General features: G+C 70.2%; 12 protein-coding genes. 7 read left to right on the top strand and 5 right to left on the bottom strand.

The features are described 5' to 3' along the window. Window positions 1-104: 104 nt before the first annotated feature. Both ABD798_RS21675 and ABD798_RS21670 read left to right on the top strand, forming a co-directional pair. Window positions 105-3,449, top strand: coding sequence for an AfsR/SARP family transcriptional regulator (locus ABD798_RS21675; RefSeq protein WP_344877644.1), 3,345 nt, complete (start codon window positions 105-107; stop codon window positions 3,447-3,449). Beyond that, a complete protein-coding gene (locus tag ABD798_RS21670; protein WP_344877642.1) occupies window positions 3,449-4,618 on the top strand; it encodes an FAD-dependent monooxygenase in 1,170 nt (389 codons plus the stop codon). The genes ABD798_RS21675 and ABD798_RS21670 overlap by 1 nt, the downstream gene beginning before the upstream one ends. Here ABD798_RS21670 and ABD798_RS21665 read toward each other — a convergent pair. Beyond that, complete coding sequence (locus ABD798_RS21665) at window positions 4,615-5,499, bottom strand: nitroreductase/quinone reductase family protein (RefSeq protein WP_344877640.1); 885 nt, start codon at window positions 5,497-5,499, stop codon at window positions 4,615-4,617. The two genes, ABD798_RS21670 and ABD798_RS21665, sit on opposite strands and share 4 nt — an antisense overlap. A 542-nt stretch (window positions 5,500-6,041) precedes the next feature. On the opposite strand from ABD798_RS21665, the gene ABD798_RS21660 reads away from it, so the two are divergent. The 3 genes from ABD798_RS21660 (at window position 6,042) to ABD798_RS21650 (ending at window position 8,897) form a co-directional block, all read left to right on the top strand. Beyond that, window positions 6,042-7,121 carry a polyprenyl synthetase family protein gene (locus tag ABD798_RS21660; RefSeq protein WP_344877638.1) on the top strand — a complete coding sequence of 360 codons (1,080 nt, stop codon included), beginning with the start codon at window positions 6,042-6,044 and terminating at the stop codon, window positions 7,119-7,121. Between the two features lie 105 nt (window positions 7,122-7,226). Then, window positions 7,227-8,294 carry an alcohol dehydrogenase catalytic domain-containing protein gene (locus ABD798_RS21655; RefSeq protein WP_344877636.1) on the top strand — a complete coding sequence of 356 codons (1,068 nt, stop codon included), beginning with the start codon at window positions 7,227-7,229 and terminating at the stop codon, window positions 8,292-8,294. Between the two features lie 6 nt (window positions 8,295-8,300). Beyond that, the gene (locus ABD798_RS21650; protein ID WP_344877634.1) at window positions 8,301-8,897 is read left to right on the top strand and encodes a TetR/AcrR family transcriptional regulator; all 597 of its coding nucleotides are present in this window, start codon (window positions 8,301-8,303) and stop codon (window positions 8,895-8,897) included. Here ABD798_RS21650 and ABD798_RS21645 read toward each other — a convergent pair. The 3 genes from ABD798_RS21645 to ABD798_RS21635 form a co-directional block, all read right to left on the bottom strand. Then, window positions 8,885-9,673, bottom strand: a complete 789-nt coding sequence (locus tag ABD798_RS21645; protein ID WP_344877632.1) for a COG1361 family protein — start codon at window positions 9,671-9,673, stop codon at window positions 8,885-8,887. The two genes, ABD798_RS21650 and ABD798_RS21645, sit on opposite strands and share 13 nt — an antisense overlap. Window positions 9,674-9,679: 6 nt before the next feature. Then, window positions 9,680-11,260 (bottom strand): alkaline phosphatase D family protein, encoded by a 1,581-nt coding sequence (locus ABD798_RS21640; RefSeq protein ID WP_344877630.1) that lies wholly within the window; start codon window positions 11,258-11,260, stop codon window positions 9,680-9,682. Between the two features lie 263 nt (window positions 11,261-11,523). Continuing rightward, entirely contained in the window at window positions 11,524-12,012 is a 489-nt protein-coding gene (locus ABD798_RS21635) for a MarR family winged helix-turn-helix transcriptional regulator (RefSeq protein WP_344877628.1), read from the bottom strand. 55 nt (window positions 12,013-12,067) lie between these two features. On the opposite strand from ABD798_RS21635, the gene ABD798_RS21630 reads away from it, so the two are divergent. Together ABD798_RS21630 and ABD798_RS21625 are read left to right on the top strand one after the other, a co-directional pair. Continuing rightward, complete coding sequence (locus tag ABD798_RS21630) at window positions 12,068-13,024, top strand: EamA family transporter (protein ID WP_344877626.1); 957 nt, start codon at window positions 12,068-12,070, stop codon at window positions 13,022-13,024. Beyond that, the gene (locus tag ABD798_RS21625; RefSeq protein ID WP_344877624.1) at window positions 12,939-13,562 is read left to right on the top strand and encodes an NAD(P)-dependent oxidoreductase; all 624 of its coding nucleotides are present in this window, start codon (window positions 12,939-12,941) and stop codon (window positions 13,560-13,562) included. Before ABD798_RS21630 ends, ABD798_RS21625 begins: the two co-directional genes overlap by 86 nt. Here the strand turns inward: ABD798_RS21625 and ABD798_RS21620 are convergent. Beyond that, complete coding sequence (locus tag ABD798_RS21620; protein WP_344877622.1) at window positions 13,546-13,983, bottom strand: GNAT family N-acetyltransferase; 438 nt, start codon at window positions 13,981-13,983, stop codon at window positions 13,546-13,548. The two genes, ABD798_RS21625 and ABD798_RS21620, sit on opposite strands and share 17 nt — an antisense overlap. Between the last annotated feature and the right edge of the window lie 27 nt (window positions 13,984-14,010).

Here is a 14,010-nt window from a genome sequence, read left to right as displayed (position 1 = left end):
CGAACACCTGAATAGACCCGCCCGGAATCCCCAAAAGCCTGGGCTGTTCGGCCGGTCGGCGGCAGACTTGTCGCCGACCGGTCGAAGCACGGTGAGGGGGCCGAGTGGCGGTGCGGTTTCGCCTGTTCGGTGGTGTCGAGGCGTGGGTGGAGGACCAGCTCGTCGACGTGGGCCACGCGCGGCGGCAGTGCGTGCTGGTCGCGCTGCTGGTCGAAGCGAACCGCCCGGTGTCGACGGAGCAGCTGATCGAGCGCGTCTGGGGCGACTGTCCTCCGGCGAGCGCGCGCAACGCCCTGCACGGCTACCTCGCGCGGCTGCGCACGGCGGGCCTGGAGATCAACCGCCACCCCGGCGGCTACGCGCTCGTCGCCGACGCCAAGTCCGTTGACCTGCACAGTTTCCGCCAGCTGCTCGCGCAGGCCCGCTCAGCCGACGACGAACGCGCGCTCGCTCTCTACGGCGAGGCATTGCAGCTGTGGCGGGGCGAGGCGTTCGCCGGGCTGGACACCGCGTGGCTCACCACGGTGCGCACAGCACTGGAGGCCGAGCGCACCGCCGCCGAGCTGGACCACACCGACGTCCGCCTGCGCTGCGGCCAGCACGAGGACCTGGTGTTGCCCCTGGCGGCGCGGCTCGACCAGAACCCGCTGGACGAGCGGTTGGCCGGGCAGCTGATGCTCGCGCTCTACCGCGGTGGCCGCCAGGCCGAAGCTCTGACGCGCTACGAGCAGACCCGGGCGTGCCTCGCCGAGGAGCTGGGGACCGATCCCGGACCGGCACTGCGCCAGCTGCACCAACAGATCCTCCGCGAGGACCCGGCGCTCGCGCTGTCCGCGCCGCGCAGCGACCTCCCCGGCGACGTCGCCGATTTCACCGGCCGCACCGAGGAGATCCGGCAGCTGCTGGACATCAGCGCGGGCACGACCGTGGTGATCTCCGCGATCGACGGCATGGCGGGCATCGGCAAGACCACGCTCGCGCTGCGCGCCGCGCACCAGCTCGCCGACCGCTACCCCGACGGCCAGCTCTTCCTTGACCTGCACGGCTACACCGAAGGACGGCAGCCGGTGGAGCCGGCCGCAGCGCTGGGCAGCCTGCTGTGCGCGGTCGGCGTGCCCACCGAGCAGATCCCGGACTCCGTGGAGGAGCGCGCTTCTCGTTGGCGGGCCGAGCTGGCGCAGCGCCAAGTCCTCGTGGTGCTGGACAACGCGGCCACCGCGGCGCAGGTGCGGCCACTGCTGCCGGGGACCGCGGGTTCGCTGACGCTCGTGACAAGCCGACGCCGTCTCGCGGACCTCGACACCGCCTGCTCGATCTCGTTGGAGCTGCTGCCGAAGGCCGACGCGATCGCGCTGTTCACCCGGATCATCGGGCGGCAGCGAGCAGACGCCGAGCCGTTGGCGACCGAGGAAGTGGCTCAGCTGTGCGGATATCTGCCGCTCGCGCTGCGCATCGCCGCCGCGAGGCTGCGCGCCAGGTCCGCGTGGACGGTGGCGCACCTCGCCGAGCGGCTGCGGGACGAGCGGCGCAGGCTGGCCGAGCTGTCGGTGGGCGATCGCAGCGTCGCGGCGGCGTTCTCCTTGTCCTACAACGATCTCCCACCCGAGCGGCGGCGGCTGTTCCGGCTGCTCGGCCTGGTTCCCGGCCCGCACTGGGACGCCTACCTCGCGGGCGCGCTGACCGCGACGCACTTCACCGAGGCCGAGGAGGGCCTTGAGCAGCTGCTTGACGTGCACCTGCTCACGCAGCCCTCGCCCGGCCGCTACCAGCTGCACGACCTGCTCCGCGAGCACGCGCGCTCGGTCGCGCTGACGGAGGAGCCGGAGGACGAGCGCGAGGCCGCCGTCGACCGGGTACTGGGCTACTACTGCACGGCCGGGGCGAACGCGGCGCAGATGGGCGTCTCCATCGAAGGCGTCACCGACCATCCTTTTAGGACAGACGAGATCGAGACCGGTCTTCCCGTCTTCCCCTCCTACGACAGGGGAATCAGCTGGCTCAGGACCGAGCGGCCGAACATCCTGGCCGCGCAGAAGCTGGTGCCGGACGGCGAGGACGCCGAGCCGGTGCGGTTGCAGATGCTGAAGTTGCTGGCCTTCGCGCAGTGCCTCGACGGGCAGGGCGCTGAGGGTGTGGAGTCCACCAGGCGCCTGCTGGCGATGCTGCCCGCCGACGACGGCACGCGCCGGATGATCGCGGTCATGTTGTGCGCCACCGTGGAGCGCATGTTCGGCTCGGCGGGCCGGGCGAAGTCGATGCTGCTCGGCGAGTTGCAGAGGCTGCCGGAGGGAGACTCCCCCGAATCCGCGACTCTGCACATGCGGCTCGCGGTCGAGCACCTCACCGCAGGGGACGTCGAGGGCTCGACAGAGCTGCTCGACCGGTTGGGGGCGATGGAGCTGGGGACCGCGATGCGGTTCTCCCTCGCTGTGCTGCGCGCGATGTCCTCCTACCTGCACGGCGACGTGCCCGCGACGCGCACGTGGCTGGACCTCGCCGACGCGCTGCTGCCGAAGATGTCGCGGGACGAGCACGCCGCCTGGATCGAGGCGCTGTCGTGGATGTCCTGGGTGGAGGTGCTGACCGGCCGCGTCGAATCCGGGTTGGCGCGCGCGGACCACACGGCGGAGCTGGCCGAGAACTGCATGGCCAACTACGTGATGGAACACCACGTCATGTCCACCGTGATGTCGGTGAAGTCGTTCGTGCTCGGGCGGATGGGTCGGCTGGCCGAGGCCGCGGCGCTGGCCGCGAGCGCGGTGGAGCGGGCTCGGCTGATCAGCCTGCCGGAAACGATGTCGATGGCGTTGTCCGCGCACTCGTTGGTGCTGAGCTGGCTCGGCGACCACGACAACGCGCTGCGGCTGGGCGCGGAGGCCGCCCGGTGCGCGGAGTCCCGCCGCGACTGGCGCGCGATCATGGCTCGATGCGGCCCCGGACTGGTGCTCGTCTACTCCGGCGACGTCGACGCCGGGCGCGAGAGCGTGCGAAGTGCTTGTGACGACTACGAATTCGTCGCGCGGGACGAGACGGAGATGCTGGTCCTGCTGGAGGCCCTGGCCTACGCGGAGGCCGCGCGGGGCAGGGCCGGTGCGGCGACCGAGTGGGCCGATCGCGCGGAACGGGTGCGCCACCCGTCGCACGAGACCAACTGCGCGATGGCCGACCTCATCCGGGCCCACGCGCTGACCGACGACGAGCCGGAGCGCTCCGCCGAACTCGCGCTGAGCGCCGCGAAGACCTTCCACAGCAACGGTTTCCGGCTCGACGAGGGCCGGGCTCGGCTGCGCGCCGGGCTGAGCCTGAGCAACGCGGGCCACCACGACCGCGCGCTCACCGAGCTGACCGCGAGCGCCAAGCTGTTCACCGCCTGCGGCGCTCGGGCGCTGCGCGACCACGCGATCACCGCGCGGGGCGAACTCCCCCAGCGCGTGCGTAGGCTCAGGTGATGGACCGAGGGGGAGACGTGGTCGAGAGGGCCGTGGTCATCGGGGGTGGCATCGCGGGCACTGTCGCCGCGATCGCCTTGCACAAGGCGGGGATCGACTCGGTGGTGCACGAGTCCTACCCCTCCGGCGCCAACGACGCCGGGGCCTTCTTCACGATCATGCACAACGGTATGGACGCGCTGGCCGCCGTCGACCTCGATCAAGCGGTGGCCGAGCACTCCTACCCCGCGCAGGGGGTCCGGCTGCTCACCGGGGCCGGGCGCGAGGTCAGCGCGCAGAGCTACACGCAGGGGCCCCGAACCCTGCGTCGCGCCGCGCTCTACCAGCTGCTGCACGCCGAGGCCGCCAAGCGCGGCATCCGCGTCGAGCACGGCAAGCGCCTGGTCACCGCGAGCGAGAACGCCGGTGGTGTGATCGCGACGTTCGCCGACGGCAGCACGGCCGAGGGCGATGTGCTGATCGCCGCCGACGGCACGCACTCCACCGCCCGCGCGATCATCAACCCCGAAGCTCCACGCGCCAGGTACACCGGGTTGAACGTGGTCTACGGCTACGCGCCCGCCCGTGAGGGTGAGGAGCCGAACACCTACACCTTCGTCCACGGCACGCGCGCCGCGTTCGGCTGCATCGGCGTGCCGACCGGGCAGACGTGGTGGTTCAGCCGCCTCCCCGGCGAAGAGCTCGACCTGCGCGCAATGACGCCGCAGCAACGGAAAGACCACGCCGCCGCGTACTTCGCCGACGACGACTTCCCCGCCGCGGAGATCATCCAGTCCACGGGCGAGGAGGTCATCGGCAGCAACGTCTACGACATCCCCACCACGCCGAACTGGCACACCGCGCGCATGGTCCTCGCCGGAGACGCCGCCCACGCAGCGTCCCCGGCGGCCGGTCAAGGCGCGTCGATGGCGCTCGAAGACGCGGTCACCCTCGCGAAGTGCCTCCGGGATCTCCCGCCGCACAAGGGTTTCCCCGCCTACGAGCGCCTGCGCCGCGACCGCGTGGAGCGACTCGTCGCCAGCAGCGCCGACCGCGACGCCGCCCGCACGAGCGGTGCTCCGCCCCGGCAGCCCACCGCCGAGGAGCTGGCCGAGCTGACCGAGCGCCGCCGCGCCTTCCAGTCCTGGCTCTACGAACACCACATCGACTGGGCCGCCCCCATCTCCTAGGACGGAGCCGGGCCGAGGGCGTTGAGCGCGGTGACGACGGTGCTCTCCTCGTACTCGAAGTGCGCTTCGAGCTGCGCGGTCAGGCGGCCCAGCTCTTCGCGCAGCAGCACGGGATCGCTGACGCCGGGTGTGTGGGCATCGACCAGCGCGGTGATCGACTCCTGGAGTTCGGCGACGATCCTGTGCTCGGCGCCGAGCTTCTCCAGTTCGGGCGCGAGCGCGGGAAACCGTTGCGCCAGCATGGGAAACGCGCCGTAGTCCTCGCCGCCGTGGTGCTTGGACAACGCCCCGCAGAACTCGGAGCAGTGCGCGCGCAGCTGCACGACGAGGTCGGCCGGAGCCTGCCGTCCCGCGATGATCGCGTCCACCTCGGCGCGGAGTCCGGCCAGCTCGGCGCGGAGCCAGTCGTGCACCTCCACGAGGAAGTCGCCCAACCCCCTGGTCTGGGCGTCCACCCGGTGCAGCGTCACCACGGGGATCACGCGCGTGGTCTTCTTCTGGTACTCGCCGTAGCCCGGGGCCCGCTCGACGACCTCGGCGAAGAGCCGGTCGCGCTCCTCGCCCTCGGGAATCCCGGCGAGCGCCTGGTAGGTCTCGGTGCCGACCTCCACGGTCACGGCCGGGTTCCGGCGAATGTTGTGGTACCAGGCGGGATGGGTCGGCGCACCGGCGGCGGAAGCGATCACGACGGGCTGGCCGCCGATCTCCAGGTAGCCCAGCGGGCTGGTCCTCGGCAGTCCGCTGCGCGCTCCGGTGGTGGTGAGCAGCGCGAGCGTCGACCCCTCGAACATGCCGCCGACGCGGCCGGAGTTGGCGCGGAATTCGGCGATGATCCGGCGTTGGAAGTCGGCGAAGTCGAACTCTTCATGGGTCTCGGTCATGTGGTCCTTTCGCGGTTGGTCACACGGGTCGACCGGCTGCGGAACCACTTCGAGACGCGCACGAGAAAGCCCCGTCGGCGCTGCGCATTCGAACACGGCACGAACACTGAATGGTTCGGGGATGCCATGTGCGAGAACGGACTCATGCCGTCCAGAAGTGGCTCAGAAAGCCGCTACCTCCATGCGTAGGCCCATACGGGGCACGACACGACAGTAACACGGTGGGACGTGCGGAGCGCAAGGTTCAGTTCGTCGGCCGACGCCCGCCAAACGATCAAGACCACCCGCTCGGCGGTTGAGTGAATAGGCCTCGATCAGTCAGCACGAGCGACCCGGCTCACGATTCACATTCCCTTCGGAATGCGAACACCACGAGGGAAATTTTGCCCAGATCGATGCCGCTCCGTCGATCGACGCACCTCCTCGCGCGTGGTAGACACAGCAGCAGCAGGAGATTCCCGGGAATGATCCGGTCAGCCCCGAAATGACACGGTTTGGCAACGGGAGAGGAACCAGTCCCACCACGGCCGGAAGGAATCACGATGACCGCTGAGAGCATTCCGACTCTGGAGCGCAGCTCCTCGCTCGTCGCGCGCATCGACGAGGCGCTCGCACGCTCGATGGAGAGTTTCTGCCGGGTGAGCGGCAGCAGCACGCCCGAGATGCTCGACCTGGTCAACGCTCTGACCAGGGTGACTTCGGCGGGCGGGAAGCGCATCCGGCCACAGTTGTTCTACTGGGGCTACCGCGCGGGCGGCGAGGCGGACAGGCCCGAGATAATCGAGCTCGCGACGGCGATCGAACTGTTCCACGTCTTCGCTCTCGTGCACGACGACCTGATGGACCTCGCGGACACCCGGCGCGGAGTTCCCACCGCGCACAAACAGCTCGCCGCACTCCACCGGGAACGCGGCTGGAATGGCGACGCCGAGCATTTCGGAGTGTCTGCGGGAATTCTTGCCGGAGACGCCCTGTGCATCTGGGCCGATATGACGATTTCCCAGAACCCACCGCCGAACGGGCGCGCGGAACCATTCCGGCGCGCCTACGACGAAATGCGGCTCGAACTGATCTCCGGGCAGTACCTCGACATCGCCACCGGCGGCTCCGGCGACACCTCGATGACCTCGGCGCTGCGGCTGGCGCGGCTCAAGTCCGGCAACTACTCGGTCAGCATGCCGCTGCGCCTCGGCGCGCTCGCGGGCGGCGTCGACCAGGACACCGTTCGCGGGTTCGAGGCGTTCGGAACCGTGCTCGGCGAGGCGTTCCAGATGCATGACGACGTGCTCGGCGTCTTCGGGAGCGCGGCCGAGGTCGGCAAGCCGGTCGGCGAGGACATCCGGCAGGGCAAGCGCACCACCCTCATCGCGGCCGCGCTCGCGAGCGCACCGCCCGCCGTCGCCGCGCGGTTGCTGGAACTGCTCGCCGATCCCGAGCTGAGCGAGGCGGGGGTGGCCGAGGCGAAGGAGATCATCACCTCCTCCGGCGCGCTCGACGAGGTGCGGGGCATGCTGCGCGATCGCGTCCACTCCGCCAAACGTACGCTCGCGGGCCTGCGGCTCGCCGACGAGGTGCGCCAGGCCCTGCACGACCTCGTCAAGATCGTCGCGCGCAGCGACTGAGCGGCACCGCTCTCCCCCGAGGCCGGCGTGGTGCCCCCGCGCCGGCCTTGCCCTGTCCGGCTCCGGCGTGCTAATTCTTGGTCGATCGACACAGAATGGAGCACCATGCGCGCCGCAGTCATCGAAGAGATCGCTGAACCTCTCGTCCTGCAAGACGTTCCGGACCCGCGCTGCCCGCAGGACGGCGCGGTCGTCGAGGTCGGGGCGAACGGGATCTGCCGGACCGACTGGCACCTGTGGACCGGGGACTGGGCGTGGCGGGGCCTCGCGGTCGAGCCGCCGTTCATCCTCGGGCACGAGTTCGCCGGGACCGTCGTGGAGGTCGGGGCCGAGGTGCGGGACTGGCACGTGGGCGACCGCGTGGTGTTCCCGATGAACCCCGGTGAGGGAACCTGCGAGTGGTGCCGCGACGGTCATCAGCACATCTGCGACTCCGGCGCAGCCCTGGTACCCGGTGTCTCCTACGCGGGCGCCTTCGCCGAGCTGGTGGCGGTGCGGCACGCCGACGTGAACCTGGTCAGGCTGCCGGAGGCGGTCAGCTTCGTGGACGCGGCGAGCTTCGCCTGCCGCTACATGGCCGCCTTCCACGGCGTGGTCGACCAGGTCGGCGTGCGCGGCGGCGAATGGGTCGCGGTGCACGGCTGCGGCGGAATGGGGCTGTCGGCGGTGCAGGTCGCCGCGGCTGCGGGGGCCAGCGTGATCGCCGTCGACATCGGCGCCGAGCAGCTGGCCATGGCGCGCGAGGTCGGCGCCGTGCACACCGTCAACGCCACAGAGGAGGACCCGGTCGCGGCGATTCGCGAACTGACGCGCGGTGGCGCACAGGTGTCGGTCGACGCGCTCGGCATCGCCGAGACCTGCCGGAACTCCGTGCTGTCACTGCGAAAGCGGGGGCGGCACCTCCAGCTCGGGCACACCACGCGGGCGGAGCGCGGCGAGGTGGCGCTGCCGATCGACGTCATGCTGCTCAACGAACTACAGTTCGTCGGCGGCTTCGGCATGCAGGGGCAGCGGTACGGCACGATGCTCGACATGGTCGCCTCCGGACGGCTGCGGCCGGGCGCCGTGGTGTCCGAGACCGTTGGCCTGCACCAGGTGAGCGACGTGCTGGCGGCCATGGGCGACTACGGCACGAGTGGCGTCGTGGTGATCGACGAGTTCGGCGGAAGGTAGGCGCGGGTGGCGGGGCGGCCGAGGGAGTTCGACCGGGACGAGGCGCTGCGCCGGGCTCAGGCCGCGTTCTGGGAGCGAGGCTACGAAGGCACGTCGATGTCGGACCTCGTCGCCGCGCTCGGCCTCGCCTCCTCCCGCATCTACGCGGCTTTCGGCTCCAAGGAGGCGTTGTTCCGCGAGGCCGTCGAGCTGTACGAGCGCGAGGAGGGCGGCTTCGCGGACCGAGCGCTCGCGGAGGAGAGCACGGCGAGGGAAGCGCTGCGACGGACTCTGCGGGAGGCGGCGACCGTCTACACCAGGCCGGGGAAACCGTTGGGCTGCATGGTGGTCAGCGCGGCCACGAACTGCTCGGCCGCCAACGACGCGGTGCTCAGATGGCTTGAACAACACCGCGTGAAGCGGACGAAGTCCATCATCGGGCTCGTCAAGACCGCTGTCGCACAACGAGAGCTCCGGCCGGACACAGATGCCCAGGCCCTCGGTGACACCTTCGCGACCGTCCTGCACGGACTGTCGGTCCAAGCGCGCGACGGTGTGCCGAGGAAACGGTTGCTCGCGCTCGTCGACACCACCATGTCGTTGTTCGACGGTCAGCGCGCGTAGGCCTCCAGCTCCACGATCCGCGAGTACGCGTGGTCGTTGGAGTCCAGCGCCACGATCCGCACGGCATCCCCCGTCACGGCAGGGAAAACCGACTTCACCCGACCGGCGACGTTGCCCCGAACGGAGTCGACCGTCACCCAAGCTCCGGCGCTGCGCACCTGGACGTCCCAGTCACGCAAACCGTTCTGCGCGGCCGGATAGCGCGCGGAGTCGAGCGTCTGCAACTCCACTCGCCCGATCGTGGTGGGCGCGACGAGGCTGACGGAGTAGTCGTCCGGGAACACTCCGCGAGTCGCGTCGTTCCACCCGGTGCTCGTCGACCAGTTCGCCGAGTTCGCATCGCCGTCGACGGCACCGCAGACGCGGAAGCTGCCGTGCGTGGACGACGCGGAAGCCTGCTCGCCGAGCACGAGATTGTCTTTGGGCGGCAAGGGAAGAACTTCAACAGGAACGGTGCGCAGCGTTCGGTCGATGCTGAGGCTCAGCGAGTAGGTCCCGGGCTTCGCGGTGCGCGGGACGGTCACTCCGACCTGGGTGTTCACCGTGTGGTCCGGGTCCCACGCGGGCAGCCATGTTGAAATGATCTTACGATCGAGGACGAGCGGTCCCTTCGCGGACAGCTCGACGTCGGCGTAGCGGTCGGTGGTCCCGGTGTTGGTCAGGCCGACCTTGAGCGAGCCCGGCATGCACGGCAGGCCGACGACCTGCAGCTTCTCCGGAGCCACCGAGATCGTGACTGGTGCCAGGAGCACCGCTGTCAGCGCGAGAGCCCACATGACCGATCACCTCACCTGAATCGCGGGGACGCCGTCCTCGACGGTGAGCTTGGACCGCGAGGTCACCGTGCCGTCGGCCACGGTCACGCGGTCCGCGACGCGGTAGTCGGCGACCCACTGCGACGCGTTCACCTCGCACCGGACGTAGCCACGCTGGAAGTTGTGGAACTTCACGTGCGGGTTCTCCGCCAGGATCGTCCGGCCGACCTGGTCGTGGTCCATGCCGTCGCGCCCCGAGGTGACCGAGGTCCCGACGAACTCCGTGCCCACGACCGGCGAGGACGCCGCGTAGTCCTCACGCAGCTCGGAAGCGACGCTGCGGTGCAGGTCGCCCGCGATGCTGACCAGGTTGCGCACGCCTCTTTCCCTTGCGCCACCGAGGATTCGCTTGCGCGAAGCCACATAGCCGTCCCAGGTGTCCATGGGCACCACCACCTCCGGCCCAGCCTTCACGTCGAGCTGCGCGATGGCCGTCTGGTGCGCCAGGACCTCCCAGCGCGCCGACTTCTCCGCCATGCCGTCGAGCAGCCATTTCTCTTGCGCCGCACCGGTGATCGAGCGCTTCGGGTCGAGTGAGCCGGGATTCGGCGGCTTCTCACCGTCGCCGCCCGCCTGGTCGTCGCGGTACTGGCGCGTGTCCAGCAGGTTGAAGCGCGCCAGGTCGCCGTACTGGAAGCGGCGGTAGAGCTGCACCGACGGGCCGTTCGGTGCCTGCGCGAGCCGCACCGGCGTGTGCTCGTACCAGGCACGGAAGGCGTTGGCCATACGCACGAGGAACTCCTCGCGCGGCGCGTTGTTCTCCGAGATCGGCCCCGCCCAGTTGTTCTCCACCTCGTGGTCGTCGACCGTGACGATCCACGGCGCGACCGCATGCGCTGCTTGGAGGTCCGGATCGGTCTTGTAGAGCGCGTATCGGCCCCGGTACTCGTCGAGCGTCATCGTCTCGCGCGTGAACTCCACCGGAACCGCTTGCTGGCGAACGCCGGAGTCCGCTCCGACGCCGTACTCATAGATGTAGTCACCGAGGTGGAACACGACGTCGTGCTCCTGCACGGCCATGTCGCGGAAGGCGGTGTAGTAACCCTCCCACCACGCCTGGCACGACGCGAAGGCGAAAGTCATGCCGGACAAGGCTTGTCGCGGAGCCGGAGCCGTCCGCGTGCGGCCAACGGGACTGATGTGCCCACCGACGATGAAGCGGTAGTAGTAATGCCGCCACGGTCGCAGTCCCCGCACGTCCACGTGGACGCTGTGCGAGAACTCGCGCCTGGCGATCTCGACGCCGCTGCGCACGACGCGCCGGAACCGCTCGTCCTCGGCGACCTGCCAGACGACCGCGACCGGACGCTCGTTCACCCCGCCGAAGGGGTCGAGCGGGCGCGGCGCGAGCCTGGTCCAGATCACCACGGAGTCCGGCAGCGGATCACCGGAGGCGATGCCGAGCCGGAAGGGGTGGTCGCGGAGCCGGTCCACCTCGACGGTGGAGGCGTTGGAGGTGCCGATGCCCGGGAGCGCACCGGAGAACGCGAGCCCTGCGGCGAGACCGCTGGCCGCCAGGAACTTCCGCCGAGTCGGGTAGCCCGTCACCCGCCGAACGCTAGAAGCCCGTCACCCCGCCCCCAACCACCCTGTCCCCATCCGGACACCTTTCCCCTCCAGCCGAAGGGTGCTCAGCCCTCGTCTCCCAGCGGGTTGCGGCGTGTGTCTTCAAGACCACCAAACCCACTTGTTGATCATCGTTAACCGCCGCAAACCCAGCGACCTCGCGAGGTTTGCCGTCGTTGAAGACGGCCGGGGCGGGGGTTGGGTGGTCTTCAAGACCGCCGAACCCGGTGACATACCGGACAGGCTCAGCCCTCGAAGCTGGTGAGGAGCTTGCTGAGGAGAGCGGCCAGCTGGTCGCGCTCGGCCACCGACAGGCCGCCGAGCATGCGGTGTTCGTTGGCGACGTGGTCGGGCAGGGCGCGGTCGATCAGCTCGCGGCCCTCGGCGGTGAGCTTCACGAGCACCACGCGCCCGTCGGTGTCGCTCGGCGTCCGGCTGACGAGGCCGCGCGCCTGGAGGCGGTCGAGGCGCTGGGTGATCGCGCCGGAGGTCACCATCGCGGAGCGGGTCAGCTCCGCGGGGGTCATGCAGCGCTCCGGGCCGTTGCGGCGCAGCGTCGCGAGCACGTCGAAGGACGCCCGGTCGAGGCCGTGCTCGGCGAAGACGCGCTTCAGCTCGGTGTCGGCGCGCAGGGCCGCCCTGCTCAGTCTCCCGATCACGCCCATCGGGGAAACATCCAGGTCAGGCCGCTGTTCGGCCCACTGCGCGAGCACCCGGTCGACGTGGTCCGCCATGGTCGTCACCCTAGCCCCCTTGCGAAGTCTCTTAGCACTAAGCTACTTTATCTTAGTGCTAAACAATCGGATCGGCCTCATCGCGGTGACCGCACTGGCCCCGGCCATCTGGGGCACGACGTACCTGGTCACGACGGAGTTCCTGCCGCCGGACCGGCCGCTCCTGGCCGCGACGGTGCGCGCGTTACCGGCGGGCCTGCTGCTGCTCGCGATCACCCGGCGGTTGCCGTCCGGCTCGTGGTGGTGGCGCGCGGCGGTGCTCGGCACGCTGAACATCGGAGCGTTCCTCGCGCTGCTGTTCGTCGCCGCCTACCGGCTGCCCGGCGGCATCGCGGCGACCGTCGGAGCGCTGCAACCGTTGCTGGTGGCCGGTTTCTCCGCCGGACTGCTCGGTCAGCGGATGTCGGCGCGGACCGTCGTCGCCGCGCTGGCCGCGATCCTCGGGGTCGGCCTGCTCGTGCTCAAGGCCGAAGCCCAGCTCGACGCGATCGGGCTCGCGGCGGCGGTCGGCAGTGCCGTGGTCATGGCCGCCGGAGTGGTGCTCAGCAAGCGCTGGACGTCACCGGCTCCCGTGCTGGCCACCACGGGCTGGCAGCTCATCGCGGGCGGCATCGTGCTGATCCCGGTGACGCTGCTGGTCGAAGGGCCGCCGCCCGCCGAGCTGAGCACGAGCAACCTCCTCGGCTACGCCTACCTCTCCATCATCGGCGCCGCGTTCGCCTACGCACTGTGGTTCCGGGGCATCCGCGAGCTGCCGCCCACCCAGGTCACCTTCCTCGGCCAGCTCAGCCCGGTCGTCGCGACCATGCTCGGCTGGCTCGCACTCGGCCAGGAACTCACCGTCCTGCAAGCGATCGGCGCGCTCATCGTGCTCGCCGCGCTCATCGTCGCCCAGACCAGAAAGGCAGCACCCCTTGAGGATCACAGTGTTCGGAGCAGCGGGCAGCGTCGGCAGCCGGGTGATGGCGGAGGCGCGCTCGCGGGGGCACTCGGTCACCGGAGTCACGCGTGACGCCACGCGCTTTCCCGAGCTGCGCCGAGGAAACGCGGCCGATGTCGAGGACGTGATCGCGCTCAGCCGAGGCCAGGACCTGGTGATCAGCGCGACCCGCCCGGCGACCGGACGCGAGGCGGAACTGGTCACGACGACGAAGGCGGTACTGGCCGGGCTCGCCGAGACCGGAGTGCGCCTGCTGATGGTCGGCGGCGCGGCGAGCCTCACCGTTCCCGGCACCGGCACCGGCACCGGCACCGGCACGACAGTGCTCGACGACCCGAACCTGCCGCCGGAGATCCGGGCGATCGCCGAGGCGTGCGATGCCCAGCTCGCGGTCTGCCGGGCGGAAACCGTTGCGGACTGGGCATACCTGAGCCCGCCCGCGCTGCTGGAGCCCGGAGCGCGGACCGGTTCCTACCGACTCGGCCGGGACGAACTGATCGTCGACGCCGAGGGGAACTCGACGATCTCCATGGAGGACCTGGCCGTGGCGCTGCTCGACGAGGCCGAGCGCCCGCGCCACCGCCGCACGCGGTTCACGGTGGGCTACTGACGTAGACGATCATCCCGCCGAAGGACGCGACCTTGTCGTAGAGCGCGCGGGCGGTGGCGTTGTCCTGATGCGTCTGCCAGTACAGGCGAGGACAGCCCCGGTCGCGCGCCACCGCCGCGACACCCTCGATGAGAGCCCGTGCGGCACCGTGGCCGCGCGCGGCCTCGTCGACGAAAAGGTCTTGGAGATAACAGGAATCCCCCGTCCACACCGTCGTGTGGACGAGGTAGTGCGCAATGCCGACGAGCTGCCCGTCCAGGTGCGCGGCCATCCCGTGCGCGCCATCACCCGCCAGCAATCTGCGCCAGGTCCGCTCGTAGCTCTCGTCGGTTTCGACCGTCTTGTAGAAGTCCTTGTAGCCACGGGCCAGGACTTCCCATCTCTCGCGGTCCTCGGGGACCAGCGGGGCGACCTCGATCACGCGCCCAGCTTGACACCGTCAACTTGA

The sequence above is a fragment of the Allokutzneria multivorans genome (assembly GCF_039537405.1).
GTDB lineage: Bacteria > Actinomycetota > Actinomycetes > Mycobacteriales > Pseudonocardiaceae > Allokutzneria > Allokutzneria multivorans.
This window is presented reverse-complemented; position numbering and strand designations above follow the sequence as displayed.

Bases quoted from the DNA above. Each gene is read 5' to 3' on its own strand.
- ABD798_RS21645 (WP_344877632.1), bottom strand. From the start codon at position 9,673: ATGTGGGCTCTCGCGCTGACAGCGGTGCTCCTGGCACCAGTCACGATC.
- ABD798_RS21660 (WP_344877638.1), top strand. From the start codon at position 6,042: ATGACCGCTGAGAGCATTCCGACTCTGGAGCGCAGCTCCTCGCTCGTC.
- ABD798_RS21655 (WP_344877636.1), top strand. From the start codon at position 7,227: ATGCGCGCCGCAGTCATCGAAGAGATCGCTGAACCTCTCGTCCTGCAA.
- ABD798_RS21635 (WP_344877628.1), bottom strand. From the start codon at position 12,012: ATGGCGGACCACGTCGACCGGGTGCTCGCGCAGTGGGCCGAACAGCGG.
- ABD798_RS21665 (WP_344877640.1), bottom strand. From the start codon at position 5,499: ATGACCGAGACCCATGAAGAGTTCGACTTCGCCGACTTCCAACGCCGG.
- ABD798_RS21670 (WP_344877642.1), top strand. From the start codon at position 3,449: ATGGACCGAGGGGGAGACGTGGTCGAGAGGGCCGTGGTCATCGGGGGT.